General features: G+C 65.6%; 13 protein-coding genes. 2 read left to right on the forward strand and 11 right to left on the reverse strand.

What is annotated here, in order from left to right:
* Nucleotides 1-27: 27 nt before the first annotated feature.
* A complete protein-coding gene (locus AC1RKI_RS01555) occupies nt 28-432 on the forward strand; it encodes an acyl-CoA thioesterase (RefSeq protein ID WP_061954713.1) in 405 nt (134 codons plus the stop codon).
* 78 nt (nt 433-510) lie between these two features.
* Here AC1RKI_RS01555 and AC1RKI_RS01560 read toward each other — a convergent pair whose 3' ends face one another.
* From AC1RKI_RS01560 to clsB, 7 genes are all read right to left on the reverse strand, one after another.
* Nucleotides 511-1,287, reverse strand: a complete 777-nt coding sequence (locus AC1RKI_RS01560; protein WP_150980107.1) for an enoyl-CoA hydratase — start codon at nt 1,285-1,287, stop codon at nt 511-513.
* Between the two features lie 38 nt (nt 1,288-1,325).
* On the reverse strand, nt 1,326-2,282 hold the full coding sequence (locus tag AC1RKI_RS01565; RefSeq protein ID WP_227458229.1) for a DegV family protein: 957 nt from the start codon (nt 2,280-2,282) through the stop codon (nt 1,326-1,328).
* A 123-nt stretch (nt 2,283-2,405) separates the two neighbouring features.
* A complete protein-coding gene (locus tag AC1RKI_RS01570) occupies nt 2,406-3,605 on the reverse strand; it encodes an acetyl-CoA C-acyltransferase (protein ID WP_061954707.1) in 1,200 nt (399 codons plus the stop codon).
* Nucleotides 3,606-3,626: 21 nt separating this feature from the next.
* A complete protein-coding gene (locus AC1RKI_RS01575; protein ID WP_492794095.1) occupies nt 3,627-6,053 on the reverse strand; it encodes a 3-hydroxyacyl-CoA dehydrogenase/enoyl-CoA hydratase family protein in 2,427 nt (808 codons plus the stop codon).
* Between the two features lie 168 nt (nt 6,054-6,221).
* Complete coding sequence (locus tag AC1RKI_RS01580; protein WP_492794093.1) at nt 6,222-8,009, reverse strand: acyl-CoA dehydrogenase C-terminal domain-containing protein; 1,788 nt, start codon at nt 8,007-8,009, stop codon at nt 6,222-6,224.
* An 86-nt stretch (nt 8,010-8,095) separates the two neighbouring features.
* Complete coding sequence (locus AC1RKI_RS01585; RefSeq protein ID WP_008645958.1) at nt 8,096-8,686, reverse strand: TetR/AcrR family transcriptional regulator; 591 nt, start codon at nt 8,684-8,686, stop codon at nt 8,096-8,098.
* Nucleotides 8,687-9,074: 388 nt separating this feature from the next.
* Nucleotides 9,075-10,424, reverse strand: a complete 1,350-nt coding sequence (gene clsB, locus AC1RKI_RS01590) for a cardiolipin synthase ClsB (protein ID WP_492794091.1) — start codon at nt 10,422-10,424, stop codon at nt 9,075-9,077.
* A gap of 94 nt (nt 10,425-10,518) precedes the next feature.
* On the opposite strand from clsB, the gene mobB reads away from it, so the two are divergent.
* Nucleotides 10,519-11,031, forward strand: a complete 513-nt coding sequence (mobB, locus tag AC1RKI_RS01595) for a molybdopterin-guanine dinucleotide biosynthesis protein B (RefSeq protein WP_492794089.1) — start codon at nt 10,519-10,521, stop codon at nt 11,029-11,031.
* A 15-nt stretch (nt 11,032-11,046) separates the two neighbouring features.
* Here mobB and AC1RKI_RS01600 read toward each other — a convergent pair whose 3' ends face one another.
* From AC1RKI_RS01600 to aspS, 4 genes are all read right to left on the reverse strand, one after another.
* The gene (locus AC1RKI_RS01600) at nt 11,047-11,802 is read right to left on the reverse strand and encodes an endonuclease/exonuclease/phosphatase family protein (protein WP_061958639.1); all 756 of its coding nucleotides are present in this window, start codon (nt 11,800-11,802) and stop codon (nt 11,047-11,049) included.
* Nucleotides 11,799-12,275, reverse strand: coding sequence for a dihydroneopterin triphosphate diphosphatase (nudB, locus tag AC1RKI_RS01605; protein WP_492794087.1), 477 nt, complete (start codon nt 12,273-12,275; stop codon nt 11,799-11,801). The genes AC1RKI_RS01600 and nudB overlap by 4 nt, the downstream gene beginning before the upstream one ends.
* A 106-nt stretch (nt 12,276-12,381) precedes the next feature.
* Complete coding sequence (locus AC1RKI_RS01610) at nt 12,382-13,335, reverse strand: hypothetical protein (protein ID WP_490713997.1); 954 nt, start codon at nt 13,333-13,335, stop codon at nt 12,382-12,384.
* A 196-nt stretch (nt 13,336-13,531) separates the two neighbouring features.
* Nucleotides 13,532-15,340: an aspartate--tRNA ligase gene (gene aspS / locus AC1RKI_RS01615; protein WP_061958642.1), complete on the reverse strand. Its 1,809-nt coding sequence runs from the start codon at nt 15,338-15,340 to the stop codon at nt 13,532-13,534.
* Nucleotides 15,341-15,347 lie beyond the last annotated feature (7 nt).

Here is a 15,347-nt window from a genome sequence, read left to right on the forward strand (position 1 = left end):
TATTTCCCCCTCTCCTCGATCGACACCATGTCCACATCCGCCCCCATCTCCGAACTTCCTCGCGGCAAGAACCCCGCATTGCGCGTGGTGCCGATGCCCGCCGATGCCAACGTGCACGGCGACGTGTTCGGTGGCTGGATCATGGCGCAGGTCGATATTGCCGGCTCGATCCCCGCGGTCGAGCGCGCACAGGGCCGCGTGGCCACGGTGGCGGTCAACTCGTTCCTGTTCAAGCACCCGGTGTTTGTGGGCGATCTGGTCAGCTTCTACGCGGACATCGTCAAGACCGGACGCACCTCGATCACGGTGTCGGTCGAAGTCTACGCCCAGCGCATGCGCCACAGCCATGAGATCGTCAAGGTGACCGAAGCCACGCTGACCTATGTGGCCACCGACGAAAGCCGCTCGCCGCGCGAATTGCCGACGGCCTGAGCAACGCGCCGATCGGCAGGCGTCCCTCGCCCGAGCGGGCCAGGGACGCAGCGCTGCCTGCGGCGCAAGGCCGCACGCTTAGTCGAACTTCGAGAAGTCCGGCTTGCGCTTTTCGAAGAATGCGGTGAACGCCTCCTTCGCTTCGGCGGCCAGCAGCATGCGGCGGAACACCTCGCCTTCCTCCGCCATCTTCTTCTCGACGGCCGGCGTGTCGTCGCCCTTCATCAGACGCTTGGTTTCACGCAGCGAAGACGCCGGCAGCGCCGCCAGCTTGGCCGCCTGCTGACGCACGTGGTCCGCCAGTTCGGCAGCGGGCAGCACCTTCGTCACCAGTCCCATGGCGTGCGCTTCCTGCGCGCTGAACGCCTCGCCCAGCAGCAGTTTCTCGGCGGCGCGCTGATAGCCGACCAGGCGCGGCAGCAGCAGGCTCGACGCGGCTTCCGGGCACAGCCCCAACTGCACGAACGGCAGCGACAGCCGCGCGGTGTCCGACGCGTAGACCAGATCGCAATGCAGCAGCAGCGTGGTGCCGATGCCCACCGCCGCGCCGCTGACCGACGCAACCACAGGCTTGGTGGCGTGGCTGATGGCGTGGAGAAACTGAAACACCGGCGCGGGCGCGCCGCCTTCTTCATGGGTGGGCGGACGCTTCATGAAGTCTTCGAGGTCGTTGCCGGCCGTGAAGATTTCCGGCTTGCCCTCGATCACGATCACGCGCACGGCGTTGTCGCCTTCGGCGTCGCGCAGCGCATCGGCCATGGTCTGGTACATCGCCGCGGTGATGGCGTTCTTCTTGTCGATGCGATCGAAACCAATGGTCAGCACGCCCTGCTCGATGCGGGTGGTAATGCTCATGTCTTCCTCGTCTCCAGTGGGAATTCGATGTTTGCCGCTCACGCAAACGGTGGCGGCGTCTCGGAAAGATAACTCAAGCCGAACGCGCCCGCGCCAACATTGAGCGCGACGGTCAGGCTCATGGGCGCGAGCATCAGCTCCACGTCATGCGCGGCGGCCGCATCGGCCAGCGATTGCCAGGCCGGCCACGCCGTCACGTCATCGACGTCGCCCGCATAGGCGGCTGCGATCGTCGGTGTCATCAGGCATCCGGCGCGGATGCACGCTTCGGCATGACCCAACAGGCGACGGATGCCTTCGTCGGTGCCGCGCGCCTTGGCAATCGCCTCGGTTGCGCCGCGATGCATGCGGATCACCGGGCGGATATTGAATGCGCTGCCCAGCATATAGCGGCCCCACGTGATGCTGTGCTCGCCCTTGAGCTTGGCGCGCGTGTACATGTACAACAGCTCGTCGGGAATCAGGAACATATGCGCCGCATCGCGCAGGCGATTTTCCACCGCATCGACCACCGCTGCCGCGCTGGCCCCGCCTGCCAGCATGCGCGCGGCCTCGCGCACGATCAGCGCCTGGCCCGGGCCGATCGCGCCGGTGTCGATCACGGTGAGATCGAACAGCCCGCTGCGCCCCGCGTCCTTGCGCAGCTTGAAACTGCGCGCGACCGTGCCCACCACCGCGCCGGTGGCGTTCGCATACAGCTTGCTGCGGCTGCTGGCGATGGTCAGCAGGATCGCGCGGTCGCATTGCGCCACCACGTTCCTGAGCAGATGGTCTTCGAGTTCGCGTTCGAGCAGCGGAATCGATTCGGCGTAATGATCCTGCTTGCCGACCAGATACTGCTGATAGAGATCGGGCAAGGCCGCCTCGTCGCGCGTATCGGCGACAAAGCGATCGCCAGCGCGAATCCGGAACGGAATGGTGCGGACGCCCAACGCGTCCATCAGCGTGCGCGGCATGTCGCATGCCGCGTCGGCCAGAATGGCTGTCTCCTGCATTTCTTGTTCTCCTCCGGGTCAGTGCGTCAACGTGTTGGCATCTTCGTGTCCATACATTTCTTCATCTGATCGAAGGTCGGGACGGCTCGCCCGTGAGGCGGCCGTCCCTGCGGCGCGTTTTTGTTATACGCGCTCGAAGATTCCAGCGGCGCCCATGCCCGTTCCCACGCACATGGTCACCATGCCGTACTTCATGTTGTGGCGACGCAGCGCGTGCACCACGGTTGCCGAGCGGATCGCGCCCGTCGCGCCGAGCGGATGGCCCAGCGCAATCGCGCCGCCCATGCGGTTCACACGCGACGGATCGAGATCGAGATCGCGCATCACCGCCAGCGACTGCGCAGCAAATGCCTCGTTCAGTTCGATCCATTCGATCTGGTCCTGCGTCAACCCTCCGGCCTTCAGCGCGGCGGGAATCGCCACCTTCGGACCGATCCCCATGATCTCCGGCGGCACGCCGCGCACCGCAAACGAGACAAAGCGCGCGAGCGGCACCAGGTTGAACTGCTTGAGGATCTTTTCCGAAACGAGGATCAGCGCGCCGGCGCCATCCGAGGTTTGCGAGCTGTTGCCGGCCGTCACGCTGCCCTTGTTGGCGAACACCGCGCGCAGCTTGCCCAGTCCTTCGGCCGACGTATCCGGGCGCGGCCCTTCGTCAAGCGAGATGGTGCGCGTCTTGACGCTGACCTGCCCCGTGGCGAGATCGGGAAATTTCTCGACGACTTCGATCGGGGTGATCTCGTCGCCGAATTCACCGGCCTGCTGGGCAGCGATGGCCTTCTGGTGCGACGCCAGCGAAAACGCGTCCTGGTCTTCGCGGCTCACCTTCCACTGCGTGGCCACCTTTTCGGCGGTCAGGCCCATGCCATAGGCAATCCCGACGTTCTCGTCGCGCTCGAAAATCGACGGCGACATCGACGGCGAGTTGCCCATCATCGGCACCATGCTCATCGATTCCACGCCCGCGGCGATCATCACATCCGATTCGCCGACGCGGATGCGGTCGGCCGCCATGGCCACCGCGGACAGGCCCGAGGCGCAGAAACGGTTCACCGTGATGCCGCCGACGGTATTCGGCAAACCCGCCAGCAGCGCGCCGATGCGCGCCACGTTCAGGCCCTGCTGGGCTTCGGGAATCGCGCAGCCAACGATCGCGTCCTCGATCAGCGCCGGGTCCAGGCTCGGCACCTGGGCCACGGCGGCCTTCAGGATCGTCGCCAGCAGATCGTCGGGACGGGTGTTCTTGAACGCGCCCTTCGGGGCTTTGCCGATCGGCGAACGCGTGGCCGCGACGATGTAGGCGTCTTGCAGTTGTTTCATGATGTCGGTTCCTCGTTGGCCTGATCAGTTGCGCACCGGCTTGCCCGTCTGCAGCATGCCCATGATGCGCTCCTGCGTCTTGCCGTTGCCCAGCAGGTCGATGAATGCCTTGCGTTCCAGCGCCAGCAGCCAGTCCTCGCTGACCAGCGAGCCTGCCTCCACGTCGCCGCCGCAGACCACTTCGGCAATGCGCGTGGCGATCAGGAAATCGTGCGCCGAGATGAAGTTGCCGTCGCGCATGTTCACCAGCGACGCCTTGATCGTGGCGATGCCCGAGCGGCCGGCCACCGGAATCAGCTGGCCCGGCAGCGGCGCGCGATAGCCGGCGTTGGCCAGCGCGCGCACTTCGCTCTGCGCCACGTACAGCAGTTCGTGGACGTTGTAGACGATCGTATCGGTCGGCTGGACATAGCCGATCTGCTGCGCCTCCAGCGCCGAAGTCGACACGCGCGCCATGGCCGCGGCCTGGAAGCGGTTGGTGACGAAGTTCAGGTAGTTGGTGCTGCCGGCGGCCTGTGCGGCCCGCGCGGCGGCAATCGCGGCTTCCTTGAGGCCGCCGCCGGCAGGCACCAGGCCGACGCCCACTTCGACCAGGCCCACGTAGCTTTCCAACGCGACCACGCGCCGGGCCGAATGCAGCATCAGTTCGCAGCCGCCGCCCAGCGCGATGCCGGACACCGCCGGCACCACCGGTACCGCGGCGTACTTCACGCGCATCATGGTGTCCTGGAACTTCTTCACGAACGGCTCGATGCCCTTGGCCCCGCCCATCATGAAGGCCGGCATGGCGGCCTCGAGGTTGGCGCCCGCCGAGAACGGACCACCGGGCGCGCCCAGCTGCAGCGATGTCGGCTGCCACACCACCAGTCCCTTGTATTCGGCTTCGGCCAGTTCCACGGCGCGCACGATGGTGTCGAGCACGTCGGGGCCGATCGTGTTCATCTTGCCCTTGAACGAGATGATCAGCACATCGTCGGCGCCATCGCTGGTCCAGATGCGCGCGCCGTCGTTCTCTTCGATGGCCTTGCCGGCACGGCGCGGATCGGCCGCTTCGGTGCCCTTGAGTGCGGCCCGGAAAACCTGGCGCGCGTAGACCGGCAGCTCGGCGCGCTTGACGAACGCGCTGGCGGCCGGCGACCACGAACCCTGCGCGCCATGCACGCCGCCGTTCTCGGCCACCGCGCCATCAAACACCCACGCGGGCAGCGGCACGTTCGCCAGCGCGCGCCCAGCGTCGATATCTTCCTTGACCCACTCGGCCACCTGCTTCCAGCCCGCCGCCTGCCAGTCTTCGAACGGGCCGGAATTCCAGCCGAAGCCCCAGCGGATCGCCAGGTCGATGTCGGCCGCCGAACCGGCGATCTGCTCCAGATACACGGCGATGTAGTGGAACACGTCGCGGAACACCCCCCACAGGAACTGCGCCTGCGGATTGGTCGATTCGCGCAGCAGCTTGATGCGTTCGGCCGGATCCTTCTTGAGCATGCGCACGACGATCTCGTCGGCTTTCTTGCCCGATTCCACGTACTGGCCGGTCTTGGCGTCCAGCACCTTGATCAGCTTGCCTTCCTTCTTGTAGAAGCCGGCACCGGTCTTCTGGCCCAGCGCGCCGGCGTCGACCAGCCCCTTGAGCACGGCCGGCGTCTTGTACACCGGCGCGAACGGGTCGTTGGCCAGCCCGTCCTGCATGGTCTTGATCACGTGCGCCATGGTGTCCAGCCCCACCACGTCGGCGGTGCGGAACGTGGCCGATTTGGCGCGGCCCAGCTTGGTGCCGGTCAGGTCGTCGACGATATCGAACGGAATGCCGAATTTCTCGGCTTCGGCAAACACGGCCAGGATCGAGAAGATGCCGACGCGATTGGCGATGAAGTTCGGCGTATCCTTGGCGCGCACCACGCCCTTGCCCAGCGACGTGGTCAGGAAGGCTTCCAGGCGGTCGAGGATCTCGGGCTGCGTGGTGGCGGTGGGGATCAGTTCCACCAGATGCATGTAGCGCGGCGGATTGAAGAAGTGCACGCCGCAGAAGCGCGCCTTGAGGTTGTCGTCGAAACCATCGGACAGCGCCGTGATCGACAGGCCCGACGTATTGGTCGCGAAAATCGCATTAGGCGCCAGATGCGGCGCCACCTTTCTGTACAGGTCGTGCTTCCAGTCCATGCGCTCGGCGATCGCCTCGATCACCAGGTCGCAATCCTTGAGCAGCTCGATGTCGTCCTCGTAGTTGGCGGCGCGGATCAGGCCCGCTTCGTCCTTGATGCCGAGCGGCGCGGGCGACAGCTTCTTCAGGTTTTCGATGGCCCGCAGCGCGATGCCGCTCTTCGGGCCTTCCTTGGCCGGCAGGTCGAACAGCACCACAGGCACTCGGGCGTTGACGAGGTGGGCGGCGATCTGCGCGCCCATGACGCCGGCACCCAGCACGGCGACCTTCTTGACGATGAAATTGGACATGCGCGCTCCTTGGAGAGTGAGCGTTTGGGAGAGAAGTATTCGAGCGTTCGGTGTGCTCGCGCCCCTGCCGTCCGGGCGGCAGGGCAGTTGCGGCAAGGGCTTCGGGTTACGGCGCGCCACGCATGGCCCGCCAACCGCTCCACCCCTGCCGGCCGTCGGTCGTTCAGATCAGAACAGGTCGGCGTCGAGTGCCATCAGCGTGGCACTGCCGGCGCGCGCCTTGCGGATTTCCGCCGCGGTTTCCGGCAGCAGCTTGGCAAAGTAGAAACGCGCGGTAGCCAGCTTGCTGACGTAGAACTTGTCGCCGCTGTCCTGCTTTTCCAGCGCGATCTTGGCCATGCGCGCCCAGAAGTACGAGAACACCAGGTGACCCACGACGCGCAGGTAAGGCACGGCCGCGGCGCCGACTTCGTCGGGGTTGCCCATCGCCTTCATGCCGATTTCCATCGTCAGCTTCTGGACCTTGTCGCCGATGTCGGCCAGCGGGTTGACGAACTCCTGCATCGCCTCGTTGGTGCCCTCGGCCTCGACGAATTCCTGCACGATCTTGCCAAAGGCCTTCAACTTGGCGCCCATGTCGCCGAGGATCTTGCGGCCCAGCAGATCCAGCGCCTGAATCGTGTTGGTGCCTTCGTAGATCATGTTGATGCGGGCGTCGCGCACATATTGCTCCATGCCCCACTCGGCGATGTAGCCGTGGCCGCCGAACACCTGCATGCCTTCGTTGGTCGACGTGAACGCGTTGTCGGTCAGGAATGCCTTGATCACCGGCGTGAGCAGCGCCACCAGGTCGGCGGCTTCCTTGCGCACCGCTTCATCGGGATGCGACAGCTCGCGGTCGATCTGCAGCGCGGTCCAGTAGCTGAAGGCGCGGCCGCCCTCGGCATAGGCCTTCTGCGTGAGCAACATGCGGCGCACATCCGGGTGCACGATGATCGGGTCGGCCGGCTTGTCCGGCGCCTTCGGGCCGGTCAGCGCGCGCATCTGCAGGCGATCCTTCGCATAGGCGACCGAATTCTGGTACGCCACTTCGGTCAGGCCCAGGCCTTGCGCGCCGACGCCCAGGCGCGCGGCGTTCATCATCACGAACATCGCGTTCAGGCCCTTGTTGGCCTCGCCGACCAGCCAGCCGCGCGCGCCGTCCAGGTTCATCACGCAGGTGGCATTGCCGTGGATGCCCATCTTGTGCTCGATCGAGCCGCACTTGATGCCGTTGCGCTCGCCCGGATTGCCGCTGGCATCGGGGATGAACTTCGGCACGACGAACAGCGAGATGCCCTTGGTGCCTTGCGGGGCGTCCGGCAGGCGGGCCAGCACCAGGTGGATGATGTTCTCGGCCAGGTCGTGTTCGCCGGCGGAGATGAAGATCTTGGTGCCCGTGATGGCGTACGAGCCGTCGGCCTGCGGTTCGGCCTTGGTGCGCAGGATGCCAAGGTCGGTGCCGCAATGCGGCTCGGTCAGGCACATCGTGCCGGTCCACACGCCCGACACCAGCTTGGGCAGGTAGGTCTGCTTCAGTTCCGGCGTGCCATGTGCGTGCAGCGCTTCATACGCGCCGTGCGACAGGCCCGGGTACATCGTCCACGCCTGGCCGGCCGAGTTCAGCATCTCGTACAGCGCGTTGTTGACGACGATCGGCAGGCCCTGGCCGCCGAATTCGGGATCGCACGCCAGCGCCGGCCAGCCGGCTTCCACGTACTGCTGGTAGGCTTCCTTGAAGCCCTTGGGCGCGTGCACCACGCCATCGCCGACGTAGGTGCAGCCTTCGCGGTCGCCCGGCTGGTTCAGCGGGAACACCACGTCCGCGCAGAACTTGCCGGCTTCTTCGATGACCTGGTTGATGGTGTCCGCGTCGATGTCCGCGTGCTGCGGCATCGCCTTGAGTTCGGCTTCTGCGCCGAGCAGTTCGTGGAGCACGAACTGCATGTCGCGCAACGGTGCGGTGTACTGGCCCATCAAAGACTCCTTGGAGGTTTTCAATGCCGCCACACGCGCGTGCCGCACGCCCCTGCCGGGGCATGGTGCGGCCGTTGCCGGACGGCTCAGGTACGGTAAGACTGAATCAGTTTGTTGAGCGCGACCATGGCAAGCTCGGCACTGTCCGGCAGGCGCAAGAAACGGGCGTCGTGATGCAAGCCTAGTTCAAGGCTGTACATTTCGAACAGCATCAGGCGCGGATCGCAATCCGCGCGCAGGTGCCCCTCTTCCTTTGCCTGGTCGATGGCACGCATCAGCGCGGCCCGCCAGATCGTCACGCTCTTGACGAGTTCGTCACGTACCGGGCTTTCCGCGCGATCGTCGTACTCGACCGCCCCGCTGATGTAGATGCAGCCGGTGGTCACTTCCTGGATGCGCTTTTCCATCCAGCGCCGCACCATCGACCACAGGCGAGGCAGACCGCGCGGCTCCTGCAGCGAGGGGTAGAACACCTCCTGCTCGAACCGGCGGTGATACTCGCGCACCACTTCCACCTGCAGGTCTTCGCGCGAACCAAAATGCGCGAACACGCCGCTCTTGCTCATCTGCATGCGTTCCGCGAGCAGGCCGATGGTCAGCCCTTCAAGCCCGTCGCGGGACGACAGTTCCAGTGCGGCATCGAGAATCGCCACGCGCGTCATCTCGCCCTTGCGCAAGGGCGTAGGTGCGGCGGCGGATTCAAGACGGACTGACTGGTGTCGCATGGTTTTCTCTCCGTTCCTTGCGCCCCCGAAACAGGGGCGTTTGCTGGCCTGACGCTGCTTTCGGCAGGCACATTCGACAGCAAAAAGCCATCGTAAATGCACGAAGTCTAAGCCAAAAAAGAACGGTCGTTCAGATTATTCTGGCGGGGCCGATCTGCATCAAGCTTTTAATTAGACCCGTGTTTCTAAACGGGCGGCGCGGCACGGCCCGTTTGCGGCGCAATGCAGCATCGGCTTAAAAACCGCGTGAAATCGCGCCCTGCGCGCTGGTTCGCGCGGGTCTGGTGCGGCGTCGCAGCGCCGGCCGGCCAGCATCTTACCGTGGCCTCCTCCGGCGCGTTCAGTAGCGGCCGGTCACGCCCGCGATCACGACGCCCATACGCAACACGTAGTACGCGGCCCAATTGGCAAAACGGCGCAAACGCGGCAGCTTTGCGTGGACTTCCGGAATCACGCGGGCGCTGCGCTGATCCATCGCGCGTTCCAGGCGCGCGCGCAGCGTATTGGCGAAGGTCGCATCGTAGACCGCCACATTGGCCTCGCGCGCCAGCAGCAGACTGAACGGATCCATGTTGCTGGAGCCAACGGTCGCCCACGTGTCGTCCACCACCGCCACCTTCGCATGCAGGAAGCTCGCTTCGTACTCGAAGATCTCGACGCCGGCTTCCAGCAGGCGCGCATAGAGCGCATGGGTGGCGTAATGCTGGAGCTTGTACTCGACCATCCCCTGCAGCAGCAGCCGCACGCGCACGCCGCGCTCGCGGCAGGCCAGCAGCGCGCGGCGCATCTTGTGTCCGGGCAGGAAATACGCGTTGGCCAGGATCACGTCGCTGCGCGCGGCGCCCAGCGCGTACAGGTATTCGCGTTCGATGGTGCGGCGATTGCGCAGGTTGTCGCGCAGCAGCAAGGCGGCGGGCACCCCGTCGGCATGGATATCGTTGCGCGCCTGACGCGCGGCGCGGGTCAGCGTTTCCACCTCGGCAAAGGCCGTGGCCGTCTCGCTCAGGCTGCGCCGCTGGGCAATGCGAAACCACAGCCGCGCCGACGCCAAGGCAATCTGCGCCACCAGCGGGCCGCGCACGCGCACCGCGAAATCGTAGCGCGGGCCCAGTTCGGGCAGCTCGACCGGGCCGTGGTTGTGATCGTCGATGATGTTGATGCCGCCGACGAAGGCCACTTTGCCATCGATCACCGCAATCTTGCGGTGCAGGCGGCGCAGATGCCGGCGCGCCAGCTTGAAGCCGCGCAGCGGCCGATAGATTTCCAGCTGCACGCCGCCCGCGCGCAGGCGCTCCACGAGTGCGACGGGGATATCGCCCGCGCCGAATCCGTCGATCACCAGCCGCACGTCGACGCCGCGCTGCGCCGCCGCAATCAGCGCATCGCTCACGCGCGCGCCGACGGCGTCGTCGGCGTAGATGTACGTCTCGACGACGACATGGACCTGCGCACTGTCGATCGCCTCGATCAGCGCGGGGAAGAACTCCTGGCCGTTGCGCAGCAGATCGACGCGGTTGCCGGGCACCGGGCTGCCGCGGCGCCGCACCCAACGCATCAGGCGCGCCTTTGCCTGGGCGCCGGCGCCCTGCGGCCATGCGGTCCGGGCGTGGCCGGCGGCCGGGTCGGGCGCCGCCGCGACGTCGGGCGGATTGGGCGGACGATCTTCTGCGCGGTCGTAGGGGCGTGACATGGACTCGATTATCGGCCAACGGGCGGCTTGTGCACATCGCCCGGACCAACTCTGCTATCGTCAGCGCATTCTGACGCCCAACAGGGATAGCATTGTGAAGGTATTCGGCATCACCGGTTCATCGGGAAGCGGCAAGACCACGCTGCTGGACCAGCTGATTCCCCGCTTTGTGGCCACCGGCATGCGCGTGGCCGGCATCAAGCACACCCACCATGGCTTCGATCCCGACACCCCCGGCAAGGATTCCTGGCGCATGCGGCAAGGCGGTTGCGAAAACGTGGTGCTGGTGGGCGCGCGCCATCTCACGCTGATGCGACACTATCCGGAACATGCGCAGTCGCCGGAACTCGTTGACGCGTTGGCGGTGCTGCCGCCCGACACCGATCTGGTGGTGGTGGAAGGCTACAAGTGGAGCGATTTTCCGAAGTTGGAGATCTATCGCCCGGCCCATGGCAAGGGCCCGCTGTGGCCCGAAGTGCCGGGCGTGGTGGCGGTGGCCAGCGACGCGGTGGCCGAGGTGGCCGGCCAGACGGCGCTGCCGGTGCTGGACCTGGCCGATATCGAGTCGATCTACGCGTGGATTCGCGACTACCTGGCGTCCCACTGACCTGCGCAGCCAGTCTCAGGCCTCGGGAATGGCCACGCGATGCGCCAGTTCGGCCATCAGCGGCACGTGATCGGAGCGCTCGGCCCATTCGCGCCCGGTCAGCGCCTGCGAGCGTTCGATCTCGAAGCCGCGCACGTAGATGCGGTCGAGCTGCCACCACGGCATGTGGCTCGGAAAAGTATGAATGCGCCCGTTGCGCGCATGCGCCGATTCCACCGCGCCGAGCGTGTTGCAGATGCGCGCGTCGAGTTTGTGGTTCCAGTCGTTGAAATCCCCGGCGATCACCAGCGGCGCATCGGCCGGCACCACGGCGCGCACGCGATCGACCAGCGCGCTGGCCTGACGCACGCGGCTGCGCGCGAACAGACCGAAGTGCACGCAGATCAAGTGCGCTTCCACGCCATGGATATCGGCCACCGCGTGCAATAGCCCGCGCTGTTCGAAGCGATGATCGGAGATGTCGAGGTTTTCCGACATCACGATCGGATGGCGCGACAGTATCGCGTTGCCGTGATGCCCGTGCTCATAGACCGCGTTGCGCCCGTAGACCGAGTGCGGATAGGCGTCGGTCGCCAGATAGTTGAGCTGGGTGTGGTCCGGATCGAACAATTCGGCGGCAATCAGGCGGTCATTGCGATCCTGCACTTCCTGCAGGAAGACGATATCCGCGTTCATCGCCTGCAGCCCGGTGCGCACGCTCTGGATACGCGGCTTTCCTGTGAAGCCCTTGACGCCCTTGTGAATGTTGTAGGTCACCACGCGCAGCTTCATTGCGCGACTCCCGCAGTCACAGCCTGCCGCGCAGCCGTGCGCCATACCAGCTGTCGCACGGCTTCGGCATTGCTCGCTGAAAAGCAGCGCTCGGCGGCAGCCTGCCAGGGCAGCCATTCGAAGTGCAAATGTTCGCGCGGTGCCAGCGTGACCGGCAGCGGCTCCGGCACACACAACCCGAACCAGTGTTCGGTATTGCGGATGACGCCGGGCGCGTAACGGTGACGCCACTGGGGATAGATTTCGTAGTCGATCGTGTGCCGCCAGTCGGTCAGCGCAAAGCGGCTGGCAACAATGCCGGTTTCCTCGGCCACCTCGCGCGCCGCGGTGACCGCCAGCGGTTCATCCTCGGCGTCGAGACTGCCGGTGACCGACTGCCAGTAGCCGGGCCGGTCGGCTCGTTCGATCAACAGGACTTGCAGGTCTGGTGTGTGGATCACAACCAGCACCGATTCTGGAATCTTGTAGCGCATGGGGGCGTGGGAATGGACAGACCCAAGCATAGCGCAGCGGGGCGCCGCTGGCGCGCGCCGGGCCGATTTACCGCAATGCGGAATCAGGCGGCGCGCAGCCACCGCCTCATGCCAGTGTGTGCGTGCCGGGTTGCTTGGGCGGCAAATAGTGGCTGCCGGACGGCTCGGCCTGGGCCGACGCCGGGGCATTGCGCAGCCAGGTGTCGAACACCTCGGGCGAATCGCCGTGTCCCCACGCGGCACGCAGCTGCTGCATCAGCGGTGCCAGCGCCTCGGTATATCGTCGGGACGCCACATGCGCGTGCTCGGCCAGCGCATCGGTGCTTTCGCGCACCTGCGCCGCCAGTTCGGCGCGCTCGTGTGCGATCTCCTTTTCGCGAATGCCCAGCTGGTTGTATTTCTGGATCAGGAAGCGCTGGTAGTCGCCGGCCTCCACGCCTTGCGCGGCCTGCGCGTTGACCTGCTCGAAACGCATCACGATGCTGGCGGTTTCCTGTTCGACATGCGCCACCTCGGTGTTCAACGCCTGCAACGCCTCCTGCAGGCGCAAGGCCTCGCGGCGATGGGTCTGCAGCCGCGACGCCTCGTCGTCGAACGTGCGCTGGGCGCTCAGGTAGGCCTGCACCACCGGCTGCGGCGCAACGACCAGCAGCGGATCGGCCCCGCCGGCGCGGCGCCCGGACAGCAACGCATCCTCGGGCAGCCGCAGATTGCCGACGTCTTCGAGCCAGCGGCCCCGCGCCATAACCGTGGCCACCGTATCGAGCGCCAGCTTGCGCAGCGCCTCGGCACGCTGTGCGGCCATCGACGTGGCGCCCTGCGAACCGTCGGCATACAGCGGCGACGCGTTCTGCACCGCATGGGCGACATCGGGCACGCACGCGGCCACCGTGGTGGCGACCGATTCGGACATCGCCTTCGCGGACTTGCGCACCGCGCGGCGCAGTTCGAAGCGCGCCAGCATCATCATCACCAGACCGGCCACCAGCCAGGTCAGAATGGTTTCCGCATGGGCCAGCACAAAGGTGCGGATCAATTCGGTATCGAGCTCGAAGTTCATTGGTCTTATCCTCCCTCGTCGCGATCGCCCTTCGGATGTCCTCGGGGTTCACATCGCGCATCAGGCAGGAAGACCTTGCCGGCCAGCGCTTCGTTCCGGCTGGTAACAAATAGAAACGCATCCTTGCGACCAAAACAAAAAAGCCGCGCACTGGCGCGGCTTTCCTGCTTGCGGTCGAAATGATCGGTCGAGGCGATCAGGCCGTGGTTTTCGGCTCCTGCGCGCGCAGGCGGATATGCAGCTCGCGCAGTTGCTTCTCGTCGACCGTGCTCGGCGCCTGCGTCAGCAGATCCTGCGCGCGTTGCGTCTTCGGGAAGGCGATCACGTCACGAATCGAATCGGCGCCGGCCATCATCGTCACGATACGGTCCAGGCCGAAAGCCAGGCCGCCGTGCGGCGGCGCGCCATACTGCAGCGCGTCGAGCAGGTAGCCGAACTTGGCGCGCGCTTCCTCGTCGTTGATCTTCAGCGCGCGGAACACCTTGCTCTGCACGTCCTCGCGGTAGATCCGCACCGAGCCGCCGCCCATTTCCCAGCCGTTGAGCACCATGTCGTAGGCCTTGGCGATGCACTTGCCCGGATCGGTTTCCAGATATTGCAGATGCTCGTCCTTCGGGCTGGTGAACGGGTGATGCATGGCCACCCAGCGAGCGTCGTCCTCGTCGTACTCGAACATCGGGAAGTCGATCACCCACAGCGGCTTCCAGGTGTCCTCGAACAGGCCCGTGCTCTTGCCGAATTCCGAATGGCCGATCTTCAGGCGCAGCGCGCCGATGGCGTCGTTGACGATCTTTGCCTTGTCCGCGCCAAAGAAAATGATGTCGCCGTCCTGGGCTTGCGTGCGCTTCAGGATCTCGGCAATCGCGGCGTCGTGCAGGTTCTTCACGATCGGCGACTGCAGGCCGTCGCGGCCCTTGGCCACTTCGTTGACCTTGATCCACGCCAGACCCTTCGCGCCGTAGATGGCGACGAACTGCGTGTACGCATCGATCTCGCCGCGCGAGATGGCGCCGCCGCCGGGCACGCGCAGGCCGACCACGCGACCGTTGTCGCTGTTGGCCGGACCCGAGAACACCTTGAAGTCGACGTCCTTCATCACGTCGGTCAGCTCGGTGAATTCCAGCTTCACGCGCAGGTCGGGCTTGTCCGAACCGAAGCGCGCCATGGCCTCGCGGAACTCCATCACCGGGAACTTGGCGTCGAGGTCCACATCGATGGCGTTCTTGAACACGGTGCGCATCATGTCCTCGAACAGGTCACGGATTTCCTGTTCGGTCAGGAACGACGTTTCGCAGTCGATCTGCGTGAATTCGGGCTGGCGATCGGCGCGCAGGTCTTCGTCGCGGAAGCACTTGGTGATCTGGTAGTAACGGTCGAAACCGGACACCATCAGCATCTGCTTGAAGATCTGCGGCGACTGCGGCAGCGCGAAGAAGTGGCCCGGATTCACACGCGACGGAACGAGATAGTCGCGCGCGCCTTCGGGCGTGCTCTTGCCCAGCATCGGCGTTTCGATGTCGATGAAGCCCTGTGCATCCAGGTACTTGCGCACTTCCATCGCCACCTTGTAGCGCAGGCGCAGGTTGTACTGCATCTGCGGGCGGCGCAGGTCGAGCACGCGATGCGTGAGACGCGTGGTTTCCGACAGGTTGTCGTCGTCGAGCTGGAACGGCGGCGTGACCGACGGGTTCAGCACGGTCAGCTCGTGGCACAGCACCTCGATCTTGCCCGAGGTCAGGTTGCTGTTTTCGGTGCCGGCCGGACGCGGGCGGACCTTGCCGACCACGCGGATGCAGAACTCATTGCGGATCTCTTCGGCGGCCTTGAACATTTCCGGACGATCCGGATCGCACACCACCTGCACCAGGCCCTCGCGATCGCGCAGGTCGACGAAAATCACGCCGCCGTGGTCGCGGCGGCGCTGCACCCAGCCGGTCAGGGCCACTTCCTGGCCGATCAGTTGTTCGGTCACCAGACCGCAGTAGTGAGTACGCATGGAGGACATAGGAGGA

It is taken from the genome of Cupriavidus sp. GW822-FHT06G04, assembly GCF_058799075.1.